Consider the following 16,228-nt stretch of genomic DNA (forward strand, 5'->3'; position numbering starts at 1 on the left):
CCGCTTCTAATTGCCGGGTGGTGTGGGGGGGTTTCTCGACGCCGCCACAGCGACGTGTTTCATCGACGCGTCGCTCAGAAGTACCTGCTGCGCGCGCGACGCGCGCAGCATTTTCACTCACCTCACGCGTCCGCTTCGGACCACAAACGCCCACCTGTTGCCCAGTTTTCGCGTTTAACGTCGGTGAGGATGATATCCACCGAGTTCGGCTCGACGCCCAGCGATTCGCAGGTCGTTTTGGTAATGGCTTCGACGAACTGGCGTTTCTGCTCCAGCGAGCGGCCTTCGAAGAGTTCGATATGAAACGTGGGCATTGCGTGACTCCGTGATGAGTGACGTTAAAAAGTGAATTTAATCGCGGTACGTACGGTCCAGACGATCAAGCTTGCGTAGCAAGGCGGGCCATTCCAGCGCGCCTTCGATCGCACCGCCGTCGTAGAGTTGGTCGGCTGTGCGTGCGGCTACGGCATCGCCCGGCACAACCAGTTCGCTGCCGCAAGCCTGCGCCTGCAACTGGATTTCGCAGGACTTGATCAGCGTTGCCATCAACACATAGGCTTCGGCGACGGTGCGACCGGCGGTGAGCGTGCCGTGATTGCGCAACAGCATGGCCGGTTTATCGGCGAGATGCGCGACGAGGCGCTCGCCTTCGGCCGGCGTAAAGGCGAGGCCTTCGTAATCGTGATACGCGAGGTGGCCGTAAAAACGCAACGCATGTTGCGACGCCGGCAGCAAACCGGCCGGCTGGGCGGAAACCGCTACGCCCGCCGTATTGTGCAAGTGCATTACGCAGAACGCGTCGGCGCGGGCCGCGTGCACGGCGGCGTGCAGCGCGAAACCGGTGGCGTTCACCGGATGTTCGCTTGTGCCGACGATATTGCCTTCGATATCGATCTTCACCAGGTTCGACGCACATACTTCGTCGAACGCGAGACCGAACGGATTGATCAGAAAGTGGCCGGGTTCGCCGGGAACGCTGGCCGAGATATGCGTATAGACCAGATCGTCCCAGCCATTGAGCGCGGCGAGGCGATAGGCGGCGGCCAGATCGACGCGCGTTAGCTGCTCGGCTTCGGACCTCGGTCCCGCGTCGGCGACACGGCCGGCGGGCGTGTGGGTGAACGACATGTGTGTCTCCTGAGATTGCCGGGTGGGTGGTGGTTGATGGCCCGGGCCTACGGACCGAACCCGTGGGCTACGTGCGTACCCGCACCTACGGCGTAAGCCTGCGGCCCAAATGTGCCGCCTAACCCACGCGCCTCGCCGACGCCGACGTGACGCGTCGTCCGGTTTCGGCAGGCTGAGCCGCTTCGGGCACTGCCGCACCGCGCGTGAGCCGGCCGGCGAACCACTGCATGCTCCACGTCGCAAGTACGAACGGTGCGGTCATGGCCGGTAGCGCATAGTAAGTGGCCAGCACCTGCAGCGCCACTGAAAGCACAATACCGCCCAGCGTTGCCGCGATGCCGAAATCGGCCAGTGCGATAGCGGTCAGCACGCCGTTGAATCCTAACAGGCCCGCATCGAGCGAGCTTGTACTCGCGCCGAACAGCAGATGCACGGAAGTCGCTAGGGCCGCGCCGATCGAGGCCCATAGCGCATGCCGTCTCGACGCTGCGGCAATGCCGATCAATACAAGCAAACCCGGCAATGCGCCGGACGCAAAACCGGTTTGCGCGAATCCGGCGAGTACGCCGCCGCTCAATTGTGCTGCGCCAGGCACGTGCTCAGCGAGGGGACTCGCTGGTTGCGCGGCCCGCGTCACGAGCGGCAGCCAAAGCCACGTGACGATCAAACAGGGGCTTGAAAAATAGCCGAACCCACGCGCGCGCAGCCAGCGCGACCACGGTTCCAGCAGCCATGCAGTGCCGGTCGCGGCCAGAATGGCCACAGCGGCAGCTGTTGCGTTGTCGGCGATGAAACTGAATGCGGCGAGACCGGCGAGCGCGCCGTTAAAGCCATGGAGTCCGGCCTGCGTGTCGTCTTCTGGATAGCCGGCCAACACCGCGCTCACGTTGGCCGCGATCGCACCCAACAGCGCCGCGCATGCGAGGCGCGGATCGCATAGCAGCCACGCGGCGAGGAGGCACGCGCCGGTGAGCGCATTCGGCTGCAGCACGATCTGGCCGAAACTGCGCAACAAGGTGCGCAAGGCGGCGGAGTGTGCTTCGGTTGCAGGAGCGTGCATGGTCTGGGATACGGCGAATTCGATGCGGCGCGACTTTGCCGCGTGCAGTTCGGGCGCACGCGGCGGGTCAGGTTGAGGGTGAACCGCGAGCATAGGCCACTTGTCCCGCGCCGGGCATTGCGAGGCGTTGATAGTGGCTATTTGCGACACACGCGCAGCATCGCTGCCATGAGCGAAAAAGCGGTGTGTCGGCAAACCGAAAGCTTTCGCGCTACGATAAGAACCCGGCGCGCTTGCCGTGCCGTTCCGTTTCGTTTCGTTCCAGAAGGAGACAGACTGATGCGTGAATTACGGTGGGCATCGGAAGAGGGCGACGGTTTCGAACATCTTATGTTCGACGCGCGCGCGGATGGCTTTGCGGTGGAAAGCGTGGTGGTCGGACAGCGCTACGGCAAGCCGTATGGTCTGCATTACAAGGTGCGCAGCGATGCGCAATGGCGCACGACCTATGCGTGGCTGAAGATCGTCGGCGGCGGTGAGGTGGAATTGCATGGCGACGGCGCGGGCCATTGGCATGATGGTCACGGTCACGTGCTGACGGCGGTCGAAGGATGCATCGATATCGATATCGCCGCTACGCCCTATACAAACACCTTGCCGATCCGTCGCCTGCAACTGGCCGAAGGCGAGCGCGAGCCGATTTCCGTGGCCTATATTTCGACGCCGGATTTGCAGGTCACGCGCGCCGAACAGGCGTATTCCTGCATCGAATTGAATCGCGTGTATCGCTACGAAGGCATCTTCCGCAATTTCACCGCGGATCTGACGGTGGATGAAGACGGCCTCGTGATCGACTACCCGACGCTGTTCACTCGCCTGCCGCTCGCGCGTTGACCGTCGAGGCGCCGGCGCCACCGCCTTCTGCCGGCCGCTGTGCCCGGTGCAGCTCGACAAAGCGCTCGATGTCCGCCGCGATACGTTTGGGGTCGCGCAATACGACCCAATGGCCGGCGTCGATTTCGCTGCGGCTAACCACACCGAGCCAGCCTTCGAGCCCGATGGAGAGTTCGGGCCCGACGTAGCGATCGCGCAGCGGCACGATGAACTGCACCGGCGCATGCGCATGGCGTGCGCGCGGGTGCAGCAACCTGTCGATGAAATTGGCGCGATAGAGATTCAGACCATTGATGGCGTTGCGCATTTGCGCGGGATCGCGTTCAGGGCGCACCCGTTCGGTCAGGCGCAGCCATAACGGCCACATGCGTGCGCCGCCGGCGCGCCATACGAGCTCCGGCAGCAACGGCAGGTGAAAGAAGACGATGTACCAGGATTTGAGCGTCTGCCGAAGACGACTGCCGAACGGACGCTTTGCTGCCTGACGGGCTAGTGGCTGTTCAACCAGATCGCCGTCGGCGGGGGCATCGGCGCCGCGTAGACCGAACGAAGCGTGATCGAGGCACGGCCCGGAGATCGACGTATACGATGCAATCCGGCCTTTGAAGGCCGGCTCGGTGACGGCTTCCCAGCTTTGAATCGACCCCCAGTCGTGACCGACCAGGTGAAACGGCCGCGCGCCGCACGTTGCCTCGGCGACGGCCGCGAGATCAGCGGCCAGCCGATCGAGCCGGTAAGCCGCGCGCGATTCCGGCGCGCCGGACGCTCCCGCGCCGCGCACGTCATAGCTGATCACACGGTAGCGCGCGTCGAGTTGCGCGCGTACCGGTTCCCACACTGCCGCCGAATCCGGATAACCGTGCACCAGCACGATCGGCGGCGCGTCGCGTGGTCCACTCACGTAGACCGCGAGCCGCACGTCGCCGGCGTCGACCGACAGCGTGTCGCGTATCACGCAGCCGCCTGCACGCCGCGTCGCGCGGCTTTGCGTGCGCTCGGCGTGGCCGCGTTGGTGGCGTCGACCGCGGCGACGAGGCCGTCGATACGCGACAGTTGCGCGCGATTGTCGTGATCCCACGGGTGGAAGCCGGGCCGGAAAAAGCTCAGCCATTCGCCGGCAATACGCGGAAACACGCCGTGACGCGGGCCGTACAGATACTTCACGACGCGCCACATGCCGCGAATATGGCCGCCGCGTTTGCGATCGGCGATGAGCAGACGCACGTGGAAGTCGAACACGATCAGCCAGAACATCAGCGTAGTGGTCAGCATCGTGCCGGTGCGCAGCAGGTAGCGGCCAAGGCCGGGCTTGAGCACGGCATTCCACACATCGTATGAAACCGATTTGTGTTCGGTTTCTTCCAGTGCGTGCCACGTCCACATCTGCGTATAGCCTTCGACCGAACCGCCGATGCGTGACGCGTCTTCCAGCAGCAAGCCGGCCAGCATCGCCGTGTAATGCTCGAGGCAGACGGTCATCGCGAGCTGATACGAATGAGGCAGAATCCTGCGGCTGAAGTTGAGAATCGCCCACAGCCGCTTGTCGAGCTTATGCGCGGGCAAGCCGGCTTCCCGCAGCAGATCGTTGTATTCGATGTGCTCGCGCGTATGCATCGCTTCCTGGCCGATGAAGCCGAGCACCTGCTTCTTGAGCACGGGGTCGTCGATCTGGTCGCGGTAGTTGCGCACGCTGTCCATGAAGAAACGCTCGCCTGCCGGGAACAGCAGCGAGAGCGCGTTGAAGAAGTGGGTCACGTGCGAACCCTGCACGTGCCAGTCGCAGGCACGTTCCTGCGGTAAGTTGAAGCGAAGGTCGCGGCGAACCGGCATCATGGCCTTTCTCCTTGTGATTCCCGATGTGCTGCTGCACTTGCTGATTGGACGGTCTGCATGGCGCGTTGCATGGTGCTAGATGACGGGCTGGGCATCAGGCACGCCGTGCGTCCACCTGGGCGGCGCGGCGCGCGCGCTTTTCCGCAATGCGCTTCATGCGGCGCGTTTGCATCACGACCAGCGCCTGGTAGGCCGCCGGCAACGTACGCGCCAGCCAGTCGGCGGCGCGGGCATCGCGGCCGATCAGCACACGCCGTTTGTTCTTGCGCACGCCGTCGAGAATCACACGTGCGGCTTCGTCGGCGGTGGTAATGAAAAACTTCTCGAAGTCGTCCTTGCCTTGCTGTTCGTTTTCCAGCATGAAGCCGACCATGTTCGACGAGATGCGGCTCGACTGCGCGATGCCCGTGCGAATGCCGCCCGGATGCACGCAGGTTGCCGACACGCCGCACTTCATCAGATCGAGTTCCTGGCGCAACGCCTCGGTGAAGCCGCGCACGGCGAATTTGGTCGCGTTGTAGCCGCTCATGCCGGGTTGCGAGAAAAGCCCGAACACGCTCGACGTATTGACGATGTGTCCCGCACCCGACGCCTTGATATACGGCAGAAACGCCTTCGTGCCGTGCACCACGCCCCAGAAATTGATGCCGACGATCCACTCGAGGTCGGCGTACTCCATCCCTTCGATGGTGCTCGACAGCGCCACGCCCGCGTTGTTGAACACGAGGTTTACGCGCTGATGCTGCGCGGCCGTTTCGGCGGCCCAGTCGAACATCGCGGCGCGATCCGACACGTCGAGCACACGCGTGGTGATACGCAGCGGCGAGCCGACGATATGCGGTGCGGCGGCCTGTGCGAGTTGTGCGGTTTCGGCGAGGCTCGCGGCGTTGCGGTCGGCAAGAGCGAGGTGGCAGCCTTCGCGCGCGAGCCGGATCGCAAGCGAACGGCCCATGCCTGAACCCGCGCCGGTGATGGCGGCCACTCTGTCGGTAAAGTTTTTCATTGCGTTGTCTCCGATCCTCTCTGAACGGTGCCTGTCGTTATGTTTTTCAGGTTATGTTTTCAGGTGGCTTCCGCGGACGTCGCGGCTGCGTTGCCATGCGCGTGCACCGGCTGCTGCGAGCCCGCATGGCCGCCCAGAGGCTGCGCCGTGGGCGAGTAGGCGAGGTAGTCGTCCATGCTGAAGGTGCGGGTCGCCTGGCGGAATTTGTAGGCGAATCCTGGCCACAGCGTGGTGTTCTTGCCGGTCTTCGGATCGAGATACCAGCTCTTGCAGCCACCCGTCGACCAGATCGCGCGGCCGAGTTTCTGCTGGATCTGTTCGTTATAGGCGCGCTCGACATGCGGACGCACCTCGATCGCATCGGCGCGCTCGGCGTTCATCGTTTTCAAGGCGCGCAGGACGTATTCGACCTGCGACTCGATCATGAACACCATCGAGTTGTGACCGAGGCCGGTATTGGGGCCAACGATCATGAAGAAGTTCGGATAACCAGGCAGTGCCGTACCGAGATACGCGTGCGCGCCATCGCGCCACGTATCGACGATATCGACGCCGCCGCGCCCGCGCACCACGCCCGCCGGAAACGGATCGGCCACCTGAAAGCCGGTGCCGAAGATCAGGCAGTCGGCCGGATGGCGGGTGCCGTCGGTCGTGATCACCGCGTCTTCTTCCACACGGGCGATGCCGGTGCTTGTCACCGACACATTCTGGCGCGACAGCGCGGGGAAGTAGTCGTTCGAGATCAGGATGCGCTTGCAGCCCATCGTGTAATTCGGTGTGAGCGTGGCGCGCAATTGCGGATCGGGCACCTGGCGGCGCAGATGCCGCTCAGCGACTTTCTGCGCGGTTTTCATGAGCGAAGGATGAATCGCGAAACCGAAGGCGCGTGATTCGAGCATGCAATAGAGCGCCGAACGCATGATTTTCTGCGTGAACGGCAGATGCTTGAACAACCACTGTTCAAACGGCTTCACCGCCCGGTCGGCCTTCGGCATGATCCATGGCGGCGTGCGCTGGAACAGGTTCAGATGCGAGACGCGCGGCGCGATCTGCGGCACGAACTGGATCGCGCTCGCCCCGGTGCCGATCACCGCGACGCGTTTGCCGTCGAGTGGATACGTGTGGTCCCAGTGCTGCGAGTGGAACGCCTTACCCTTGAATGTCTCGATGCCCGGAATGTTCGGAATGGCCGCGCGCGAAAGTCCGCCCATGCCCGAGATCAGCACGCGCGCCGACCACCGCTGGCCGTTTGCGAACGTCAGTTGCCAGCGGTGGCGGGCTTCGTCGTAGATTGCGGAGGCAAGTTCGTGGCCAAAACGCAGATGACGCTGGATACCGAACCGTTGCGTACACCCTTCCAGATACGCGCGAATTTCCGGCTGACGCGCGAACATGCGGGTCCAGCGCGGATTCGGGGCGAAGGAGAACGAATAGACGTGGGATTGCACGTCGCAGGCGCAACCGGGATAGTGGTTGTCGCGCCAGGTGCCGCCGACCGACTCGGCCTTTTCAGCAATGATGAAATCGGTCATGCCGGCTTGCCGCAGCCGGATCGCCATGCCGAGGCCGGCAAAGCCCGAGCCGATGATGGCGATATCAGTGTCGATGGGCGCGGATGCGTTGGGCGCCGCGTCGTCGAGGGGCATCATGCGTGCGTTCATCCGATCCGTCTCCTTTTTGTTCGCTCTTAACTGTTACATTGGTTGATGTAACAATAAGGGCTGTCAACGGATGACGCAAGCAGCGGGTTAGACGGGTAACTCTATGGCGCGGAGAAGGTCGTGGTGGAAGGTCCGAACGGCTATGCCGCTGGCCTGGGAGGGCTTCAAGACTGACGTGGAAGCGGATTTCATTCCATTATGTGAAAAATGCCGGGCGGATTCACGTTGCAACCCCGCTTCGCAAATCCGCCCGGTTGATGCCTGTCGCAGCGTTACTGCACTGAAGCTCGCGGCGCGGCAGTCACGTGAGCCGCTGCAGACTCGTCCGTACCGATGTTTTGCACGATATGCAGTTCACGTGTGCGAACCGGTAAGCCACATTGCGCGTTGTTGAGCGTTTGGCGCACCTGACGGGCGAGATCCCAGCGCATATCCCAGAACACGTCGATATTGGCCCACACGCGAATGTTCAGGACCACGGTGCTGTCGTCGAAACGGGCCACCATCACCTGCGGCGCCGGTTTATCCAGCGCACGCGGGTCGGCAGCGGCGAGCTTGCGCAAAGCGGCCAGCGCCGCGTCAACGTCGTCGCGCACCGAGATTTCCACTTCCAGATCGAGACGGCGGGTCGGATTACGGTTGTAATTGCGAATCGAATTGCTCCACAAGGCGCTGTTCGGCACGTATTCGCAGACGCCGTCGGACTTGGTGAGACGCGTCGTGAACAGGCTGATTTCATCGACGGTGCCCGAGACGCTGCCGGTGCCGGAGTCGATGTAGTCGCCTACCTTGAACGGTCGCAGCAGCAAAAGCATGATGCCGGCCGCGATGTTCTGCATCGTGCCCTGCAACGCGAGACCGATAGCGAGGCCGGCGGCGCCAAGCACGGCGACAATGCTTGCTGTCTGGATACCCAGTTGCGACAAGGCGCCGATGATCGAGACGACACGAATGCTCCACAGACAGGTGTCGCTGATGACCGGGCGCAGGGTGGCGTCCATGCGCGACTGGCTCGTGAGCAAGCGGTTGAGTGAACGTGCGGCGCGGCGGGCGACCCACCAGCCCACCACCAATATCAATGCGGCTGCGCACAAGTGCATCGTGATCGTGGTGAGTGCGTCCCAAAGGAAGGTCCACCGGGTGGGGTGAATCTCAGCGAGTAAATTCTGCATGGCCTTGACGGTCCTGATTGTTTCAGCGGCGGCGTGTTGTTCGCCGCATGGTTGATGAAAAGCATGAGACCCGCGCGGTCGTGCAACGCGGGTGACGAGCGGGTATCGGGAGAGTGACGCGAGTAAAGCGTGCAGAGAAGAGACTGTTTCGCAAAAAGAAAGTTCTACCGGTGCAAGCTTTTTGACAGATTGGCTTGCCGGATGCGAAAGGACGAGCGCTGCGAGATGGGGGCGAGAGGGGTGGGTTGTTGTGGCCCCGTCGCGGATTGAATGACGGGTGGCCAGTGAAATGTGACGTCGGCTTGAGAAATTATTCCTCAAGCCGACGTAGCATCATGATAGGTATTTGATGCGGATAACGAAGCAATACACCACGCTTCGTTTTCGAACTCCTGGCACCTATTTTTTCGCCAGACTGGCTGCCACGTCACGGTTCTGCCAGACGTTGTCTTTCACGGTGATCTTTTGCGGAATCAGATGCGCGCCGTAGAACGCATCGGCGACGATCTGCTGCGAGCGCACGATTTCGTCGGTAACGGCCGTTGTGCCGTACGGATAGCGGCGCACCCAGGTTTCGACCAGCTTCTGATCCAGCCCGACCTTCGGCGCGATCAGCGCGGCGGTTTCCACCGGATGGTCGTTCACCCACAGGCCGGTGATGCGCAATTGCCCGAGAATCGCGCCGATCACGTCGGGATGCTGCTGGGCGAAGTCGCGCGTGGCTTCATAGAAGTTATAGGGACTGTTGAGGTCCGAGTAATCGACCAGCGCGCGTGCCTTCAGCGTTTCTTGTGCTGAGGCGTAGTAAGGGTCCCAGATCACCCATGCATCGACGGTGCCGCTTTCGAAGGCGGCGCGCGCGTCGGCGGGCGCGAGGTACACCGGGCGAACGTCTTCGTAACGCAGGCCGGCTTTCTTCAGCGCTTCGAGCAGCAGATAGTTCGAGCTCGAGCCTTTTTGCAGCGCGACGCGCTTGCCCTTCAATTCCGCCACGCCATGCAGCGTCGAGTCGCTTCGGACCAGAATCGCTTCGGCATGACGTCCCGACGGCTCGGCGCCGACGTACACGAAGCGCACGCCGCCAGCCTGCGCGAACACAGGCGGCGGTGCGCCGGTGTAGCCGAAGTCGAGGCTATTGGCGTTCAGTGCCTCGAGCAATTGCGGGCCGGCCGGAAATTCGAACCATTTGATGCTGTAGCCGAGCGGCTTGAGCTTTTCGTCGAGCGAGCCTTGCGCCTTGAGTATCGCGAGCAGGCCCGACTTCTGATAACCAACGCGCAGCACGTTGGCCGGCTCGCTGCCATTGGCATTGCTGCTCTGCGCGGTCGCGCTCAAGGTGGTGAGCGCCGCCAGCAACGCGGCGGCGACGTGAAGCGAACCAGGGGTATGACGGGCCATCCTGCGAATCTCCATTGCGTTCGATCGGTCGACGATCGTCGCATGGACGTCGCGCCGATCAAACGAAGCAATGCAGATTTGAATATGACGCGTGCGCGAACCCGGCGTGACTACTTTCTGGATTTGTCTTTCTTTGCCGCAGCGCCTTCGGGAGGATGGCCGAGCTTCTTTTCCATGATCGCCGCGACGCGATCGCCGAGATAATCGCCGGAGGCTTCTTCCAGCGCACGGTTCATTTCGCTTTCGACCAGCACCATCGCCAACGGCCGCACACGCCAGATCGCGTCAACCAGGGCGGGCACGTCGGCGGGCGGCGGCAATGCGTCGGCGTCGTAACGGTCCAACTGGCGGACCACCAGATCGACCAGCGCCTTGGCGACCGCATTGAAATGCGGTCTTGCGATGCCCACGGCGTCGAGCAGGTCGGCGAGCGGAATGCCTTCCTTGGCCATGGTCGCGCCGGCGGCCAGCGCGGTGGGGTTGCCGGACACGAAGGAGAGCCCGTCGCGTTCCAGCAAACCGAGATCGACCGCTTTGCCGAGCGCGCTCGGCGAGGCTTTGTCGCCGAACATTTGCAGCAGTTCGAGCAGCGAGTATTTCTTCGGCCGTTCGCGCGACCAGCGCCCGCCGATCGCGGTTTCAAGGCCGAGGATCGAGCGCAGATCGTGGCCTTCGTCCACGGCCATGATCAGGTCCTGGATGTTCGCGAGCGTATAGCCGCGCGCGAGCAAATGGTTGATCAGCTTCAGACGCGACACATGCGTGTCGTCATACACGCCGACGCGGCCGCGCTTTTCCGGCGGCGCCAGCAGGCCGCGATCCTGATAGGCGCGCACGTTGCGCACGGTGGTATCGGTGACGCGCGCGAGTTCGTCGACCGTGTATTCGTTGCGCGGCGCGGCGCTCGAGGCGTCGGGCAAGGGCGGAAAGGGGGGCGGCGTATTGGGCATGGGGGGATTTTAACGCGGCTGGCCGCTTTATCCGCGTCCCGGCAGGATGTCGTCCGGCACGGATGAGTCGCCGAGCCCCAGGGTCCGCTGCATCAGCGTGGTGTCGAGCCAGCGGCCGTGCTTGAACCCGACCGCCTTTAACGTGCCGGTCAATTCGAAGCCTAGTTGTGCATGCAGGGACAGCGAACCGCCGCTGCCGCCGTCGGCGATCACGGCGACCATCTGGCGCCACGGCCCGGTTTCGCAGCGTTCGATCAGTGCCTGTAATAACACACGGCCCAGGCCGCGTCCGCGAAACGCGTCGCTCACGTAGATCGAATCTTCGATTGTGTTGCGATACGCGGCGCGCGGGCGGTACGGCGTTGCGTAGCAATAGCCGGCGACTGCGCCGTCGATCTCGGCCACCATGTACGGCAAGCCGTGACTGCGCACCGACGCGAGCCGCGCGCGCAGATCGTCGACGGAAGGCGGGATTTCTTCGAACGAAGCGACGCCGGTCAGTACGTGGTGGGCGTAGATCGTCTGGATCGCGGTCAGATCGGCTTCGGTGGCGTCGCGGATCAGTGGGGCGGTGAGCGGCGTCTGGGTGCTTGTGTCGACGGGATGGGGCGTGGAGGGGGCGGGGCGGGTGGTGCTCATACGTGTTCCTGTCGTGGCCAGTGAGTCTGCGGATACGTTTTACTATGCCCGCCGCGCGCGCGAATTTGAAGCGCGTCAAAAATCGGCACGATTTATAGGCGGTATTGGCGCATGGAGCGGTGATGGGTGCGAACGAGGCCTGGCGTGGCGCACCCGGCCATGCGACCGTGCCGGGCGCTACGGGTTTTCGTCGCGAAGACGCACGCGCGTGGCATGCGTTTCGCGATCAGATCAGTTGTGCGAGTACGTATCCGGCTGCTTCACATGCCCACGGTAATGCCGGTGATGCTTTGCCTTGTGCTTCGGCTTGGTTTTGGCTTTGGCCGGGGCATGCTCCGTAGGTTGCGGTTGCTGCTGCGCTTGCATCGGTTGGGGCTGTTGGGCCTGCGTACCAGGCGCGCCTGCCGGATGGGCATTGCCGGACGGCAGCGTGCTCTGGCCTTCGCCGAAGCGAAAGGTTTGTGAGGTTTGCGCGTACGCGGTGGCGGACAGCGTCAGGGCGGCGATTGCCACGCAAATCGAAAACTTCATGAATCCATCCTCCTTCTGAACGAGCCGGTGAGGATACCGCAATGCAGCCTCTGACTCCTTCGACACGGGCGTGGCCGGCGAGGCTGGACTAGTTGGTCGTTCTGCCCGGGGTATCACGCGCCCGCTTGCGCAAACACGGGTTCGCCAAGCGTGAGCATCAGCCGGTTGGCCCATGCAAAGATTGCGATAGCGTGAGTCAGGTCGAGAATCTCCGCGTGCGTCAGGCCATTCGCTTCGAGCCGCTTGATGGCGGCGGCGTCGACGTTTTCAGGGTGGTCGGTCAATTCGATCGCATACTGGATGATGGCGCGCTCACGTTGCGTGGTGCCGGCAGTCGACGGGTCGTCGAAAACCTGTTCGATCGCGTCGGTCCGTTTCGCGAGCTGGCCGAATCGTTGCGCATGCACCGAAGCGCAATACACGCAGCCGTTCACGCGCGATACCACGGTGCTGGCGAGCTCACGCTCGGCACGAGGCAGCCCGCCTGGCGCATACATGATTGCGTTGAAAACGCCGGAGCGTTGCCGCAGGATTTCCGCCTGCTGGACCAACAGCAGATAGTAGTCCGAGGTCCTGGCCTGCGGATGGCTCGCTTCGAGCACGGCGATCTGCTCGGGCGTGGCGTCGTCGAGGCTGACCGTGTCGAGCCACGCGCGCCAGCCGAGCGTATCGAAGGTGAAGCCGTTGAGCCGGTCAAGCGGCGATGCACTGGTATTCACTTGACTCATGCTGCCTCCTGGGCGGCGCGCAATGCTTTCAGGCCCGCTACCACGCGTAATTGATAAGTGACGAACGCAATCAACTGCGACAGCGCGACGATGCCGCGTGTCGTGATACCGGCTTGCTGCAGCGCTTGCAAATGTTCGGGGCGTGCTTCGACGGGCTGGAGAGTCAGCAGCTTGACGTGAGAGAGGATGGCGATCAGGCGCGCGTGGGTAGCGGGGTCGAGTGTGCCCGTTTCGATTTCGTCGAGCGTGACCGGCTGCGCACCGGCGGCGATGAGTTTCGCCGTATAGGCGTCGGCGAGATCGTCGGCCAGCGAGAGGCGCGCGGCATACCATGCGGCAAACAAACGCTCGTGCAGGGAAAGATCGGGCAACGCAGGATCGAACAATGCGTCTTCACTACGTTGCGTGTGCAGCACGACTTTGTCACGGGCGTGGCGGATGGCGGCGAGCGGGCTGCCGGCTGGCAGGCCGGCGAGGATGTCGACGGTATCGATGGTGTCGGCGTTTTCTTTAGCTGGAATAGCGGACGATTCTGTCAGTGGCGCGAGGTCGGTCATATCTGCTCCGGCGGGTTAATCGGTATTTTGGGCCGTGTTTTCAGCGGTATTTTCAGCGGTGTTCTCTGCTTGCAGGCGAACGCGCGAAGCGTCGGACAATGCATCCGCATCGGTCCATTCATCCCCACGCAGCTCCGCTGTATCGAAAGCGAGCAGCGCCTGATAGTGGCGCTCGCGATCCGCGTCGAACAGGCGGCTCGCGATACCTCGTGCAAGGCGCTGCGCGCCGTCGCTGATCGCCGGGATGTCGCCGGACAGCTTGCCATGGCTGAGGCTCGCCGCATGATTGAAGCAATGAATCTGCGTCAGCGCCGCACACGTGCCTGGCTCGCGCTCCTGAAACGCGAATGCGGCGCCGAGATCCGGCGACTCGGCCAGTTCGTGCGAAGGCAGCGACGGATCCGCCCGATAGCGGTCTTTCCAGCGCCGTACCAAGCGGGCGAATGGCGCGAATTCGGCGCGCGTGGCGAGATCCGAGTGAAAGCCGGTCGCGAAGATCAGAAAATCCACCACGTAGCGGCCTTTGGGTGTCGTTACCGCGAGCGCGCCGTCGAGTTCGTCGAGCGCCGTCACCGGACTGCCGACATGAAAACGCGCACTGGCATGGCGTGAAACCCGCAGCACGCTGTCGCGCGGCGGCGGCGTTTGCTCGCTCTGGGCGTAATGCAGGAAACGCCACCTGGACGAATCGTCGAGATCGGCGAAACCATGCACGAGCCCCGGACTGCCGATACCGGTCAGCTTGTTCACGCGTGGAATGTCGTCGCGGCGGATAAACAGATCGACACTGGCCGCACGCGCTTCGAGCGCGGTCGCGGCATTGTCGAAGGCGGACGCCCCTGCGCCGACGACACCGACGCGCCGGCCGGCCAAGGCGGCGAAATCGATTGCATCCGCGGAGTGCGCCCAGTAGCGGCGTGCAACCGTATTGGCGATCGCCGGTACGGACGGGCCGCCCAAACCGTCGCGCCCGGTGGCGAGCACGACGTGCCGCGCCAGCACCGTGCGTTGCGCATCTGCATTCGCACCTGCACCTGCACCTGCTGCTGCGAGATCGAGCAGGTCGAGTTCAAGCAGGCCGTCGTCGCGCGGGCGCAGCGAGCTCAGAGCGATGTCGTTTTGCACCGGCAGATCGAGCACCTTGCGATACCAGCGCAGATAGTCCATCCACTGCGTGCGGGGAATCTTGTAGAGCGTGTCCCATGCGGCGCTGCCGAATTGCGCTTCGTACCACGCGCGAAACGTGAGGGCCGGCATGCGCAACGCGGGACCCGTGAGTTGCTTGGGCGAGCGCAGCGTTTCCATGCGCGCGAACGATACCCACGGGCCTTCGCGCCCTGACGGCGCGCGATCGAACACCTGCAGATTGTCGATGCCGAGCCAGCGCAGTTCCGCCGCCGCGGCGAGTCCCGCCATGCCGCCGCCGATCACGGCGACATCGAGTACGCGTTCAGCAGCGGTGAAACGCGGCGGGACCCACGAGGGCGCGGGCAATTCCAGCCAGCGCAGATCCTCACGCAAGCGGGCTTCGAGTGCGGCAAGACGATTCATGCTGTGTGTTCCGGATGTTTGATGCGCGCACGGGGCACGCGCGTTTCGCGCTGCAACAGCGCGTCGTGTTGCTGGGCCGGATGCAGGACCACGCCGTCGAGCAGTTCGCGGGTCGCCTGTTCGATGGATTGCAGCAACGCGTCGACAGCCGCGCGGCGCGGTTTGCCCGCCGACGTCACCACACCGAAGAAAAACGGAATCGCGCAGTCGAGCGGCCGCGCCGTCACGCCGTCGATCGGCAGGCCGAGTCCGGTGGCGGGGTCCACGATCGCGACGCCGGCGCCCGCGCGAGCGGCCATCACGGCGTTCAACGATGCATTGGTTTCGAGAAACACGTCGGCGGCGATGCGCGCGGCCGCGAACGCCGCGTCGATCCGATGCCGCAGCCGAAAGCGATTGGCCACGGTCACAATGCGCCGGTTCGCCAGATCGCGCAGCGTGATGTGCGGCAGGCCGGCGAGCGGGTCGCCGCTCTGCACGAGCACGACGCAGGGCGCTTCGGCGATCCAGTGGATGTCGAGGCCCGCATGTCCGATCGGCAACGTGACCAGGCCGATATCCGCGGTACGGGTCAGGACTTCATGCACGACGTGTTCCGCGGACAGGCTGCGTAACTGGAATTGCGGTGTGTGGCCGAGCGGCGGCAGCGCGGCGATGGCGGGCGGCACGATCGACGCGGCCAGCGCGGGCGTGGCCGCCACGCGCAGCGGTTCCGCTTCGCCGAGACCGATGGCGCGCGCCCGTTGCTCGATGGTCCTCAGCCCGACCAGCGAACGCTCGACTTCTTCGTAAAGCAGAAACGCATGATGCGTCGGCGTGACACGCGGTCCATTGCGATTGAACAGGGCATAGCCGAGATCTGCTTCGAGCTCCTGAATCTGACGCGTGACGGCCGGCTGCGAGCGTTCGAGCAGACGACCCGCACCGGTGATGCTGCCGGCGGACATGACCGCCGAAAACGCTTCGAGTTGATGCAGCTCCATGGCGCGCCCTGGCAATTCGATTTGCGCATTGTAGGGTCGTCTGAATGCGTGATTTATATAATGAATTTCGATATCGACAGCGGAAAAAATGCGAAGCGAATCGGCGGGTGAGCACATGGCGTCTCGGGTTTTCTTCTGGCCGGGACCTCTCGAAAGAAGGAAAAATCAATTGCATCAATGAGATGCCTCGATGTGTCTGC

Annotated in this window: 16 protein-coding genes and 1 pseudogene; 1 reads left to right on the plus strand and 16 read right to left on the minus strand. The window is 63.4% G+C overall.

The genetic code is table 11. From position 1 onward, the window contains the following. Positions 1-122: 122 nt before the first annotated feature. From PQR67_RS18535 to PQR67_RS18545, 3 genes and pseudogenes are all read right to left on the minus strand, one after another. Positions 123-317, minus strand: a pseudogene (locus tag PQR67_RS18535) (4-oxalocrotonate tautomerase); the annotation flags it as partial. A gap of 34 nt (positions 318-351) precedes the next feature. Next, positions 352-1,128 (minus strand): class II aldolase/adducin family protein, encoded by a 777-nt coding sequence (locus PQR67_RS18540; RefSeq protein WP_408462182.1) that lies wholly within the window; start codon positions 1,126-1,128, stop codon positions 352-354. 118 nt (positions 1,129-1,246) lie between these two features. Further along, positions 1,247-2,188, minus strand: coding sequence for an urea transporter (locus tag PQR67_RS18545; protein ID WP_408462543.1), 942 nt, complete (start codon positions 2,186-2,188; stop codon positions 1,247-1,249). Positions 2,189-2,467: 279 nt separating this feature from the next. Between PQR67_RS18545 and PQR67_RS18550 the strand changes: the two genes are divergently transcribed. After that, entirely contained in the window at positions 2,468-3,022 is a 555-nt protein-coding gene (locus tag PQR67_RS18550) for a putative glycolipid-binding domain-containing protein (protein ID WP_408462185.1), read from the plus strand. Here PQR67_RS18550 and PQR67_RS18555 read toward each other — a convergent pair. The 13 genes from PQR67_RS18555 to PQR67_RS18615 form a co-directional block, all read right to left on the minus strand. Further along, entirely contained in the window at positions 2,997-3,977 is a 981-nt protein-coding gene (locus tag PQR67_RS18555; RefSeq protein ID WP_408462188.1) for an alpha/beta fold hydrolase, read from the minus strand. The two genes, PQR67_RS18550 and PQR67_RS18555, sit on opposite strands and share 26 nt — an antisense overlap. After that, entirely contained in the window at positions 3,974-4,855 is an 882-nt protein-coding gene (locus tag PQR67_RS18560) for a metal-dependent hydrolase (protein WP_408462191.1), read from the minus strand. The genes PQR67_RS18555 and PQR67_RS18560 overlap by 4 nt, the downstream gene beginning before the upstream one ends. Before the next feature lie 94 nt (positions 4,856-4,949). After that, positions 4,950-5,858, minus strand: coding sequence for an SDR family NAD(P)-dependent oxidoreductase (locus PQR67_RS18565; RefSeq protein WP_408462194.1), 909 nt, complete (start codon positions 5,856-5,858; stop codon positions 4,950-4,952). A 59-nt stretch (positions 5,859-5,917) separates the two neighbouring features. Then, entirely contained in the window at positions 5,918-7,519 is a 1,602-nt protein-coding gene (locus tag PQR67_RS18570; protein WP_408462197.1) for a flavin-containing monooxygenase, read from the minus strand. Positions 7,520-7,791: 272 nt separating this feature from the next. After that, on the minus strand, positions 7,792-8,691 hold the full coding sequence (locus tag PQR67_RS18575; RefSeq protein ID WP_408462200.1) for a mechanosensitive ion channel family protein: 900 nt from the start codon (positions 8,689-8,691) through the stop codon (positions 7,792-7,794). Between the two features lie 399 nt (positions 8,692-9,090). Next, complete coding sequence (locus PQR67_RS18580) at positions 9,091-10,089, minus strand: sulfonate ABC transporter substrate-binding protein (RefSeq protein ID WP_408462203.1); 999 nt, start codon at positions 10,087-10,089, stop codon at positions 9,091-9,093. A 110-nt stretch (positions 10,090-10,199) separates the two neighbouring features. Beyond that, positions 10,200-11,039 (minus strand): MerR family transcriptional regulator, encoded by an 840-nt coding sequence (locus PQR67_RS18585; protein WP_408462206.1) that lies wholly within the window; start codon positions 11,037-11,039, stop codon positions 10,200-10,202. A gap of 27 nt (positions 11,040-11,066) precedes the next feature. Continuing rightward, positions 11,067-11,678 (minus strand): GNAT family N-acetyltransferase, encoded by a 612-nt coding sequence (locus tag PQR67_RS18590; protein WP_408462209.1) that lies wholly within the window; start codon positions 11,676-11,678, stop codon positions 11,067-11,069. A gap of 231 nt (positions 11,679-11,909) precedes the next feature. After that, entirely contained in the window at positions 11,910-12,209 is a 300-nt protein-coding gene (locus PQR67_RS18595) for a hypothetical protein (protein ID WP_408462212.1), read from the minus strand. Positions 12,210-12,322: 113 nt separating this feature from the next. After that, positions 12,323-12,937 carry a peroxidase-related enzyme gene (locus PQR67_RS18600; protein WP_408462215.1) on the minus strand — a complete coding sequence of 205 codons (615 nt, stop codon included), beginning with the start codon at positions 12,935-12,937 and terminating at the stop codon, positions 12,323-12,325. After that, positions 12,934-13,494 carry a CMD domain protein gene (locus PQR67_RS18605; protein WP_408462218.1) on the minus strand — a complete coding sequence of 187 codons (561 nt, stop codon included), beginning with the start codon at positions 13,492-13,494 and terminating at the stop codon, positions 12,934-12,936. Before PQR67_RS18605 ends, PQR67_RS18600 begins: the two co-directional genes overlap by 4 nt. Before the next feature lie 15 nt (positions 13,495-13,509). Beyond that, a complete protein-coding gene (locus PQR67_RS18610) occupies positions 13,510-15,045 on the minus strand; it encodes a SidA/IucD/PvdA family monooxygenase (protein ID WP_408462221.1) in 1,536 nt (511 codons plus the stop codon). Continuing rightward, positions 15,042-16,028 (minus strand): LysR family transcriptional regulator, encoded by a 987-nt coding sequence (locus PQR67_RS18615; protein ID WP_408462224.1) that lies wholly within the window; start codon positions 16,026-16,028, stop codon positions 15,042-15,044. The genes PQR67_RS18610 and PQR67_RS18615 overlap by 4 nt, the downstream gene beginning before the upstream one ends. Between the last annotated feature and the right edge of the window lie 200 nt (positions 16,029-16,228).

The sequence above is a fragment of the Paraburkholderia fungorum genome (genome assembly GCF_046026025.1).
Classification (GTDB): domain Bacteria; phylum Pseudomonadota; class Gammaproteobacteria; order Burkholderiales; family Burkholderiaceae; genus Paraburkholderia; species Paraburkholderia fungorum_E.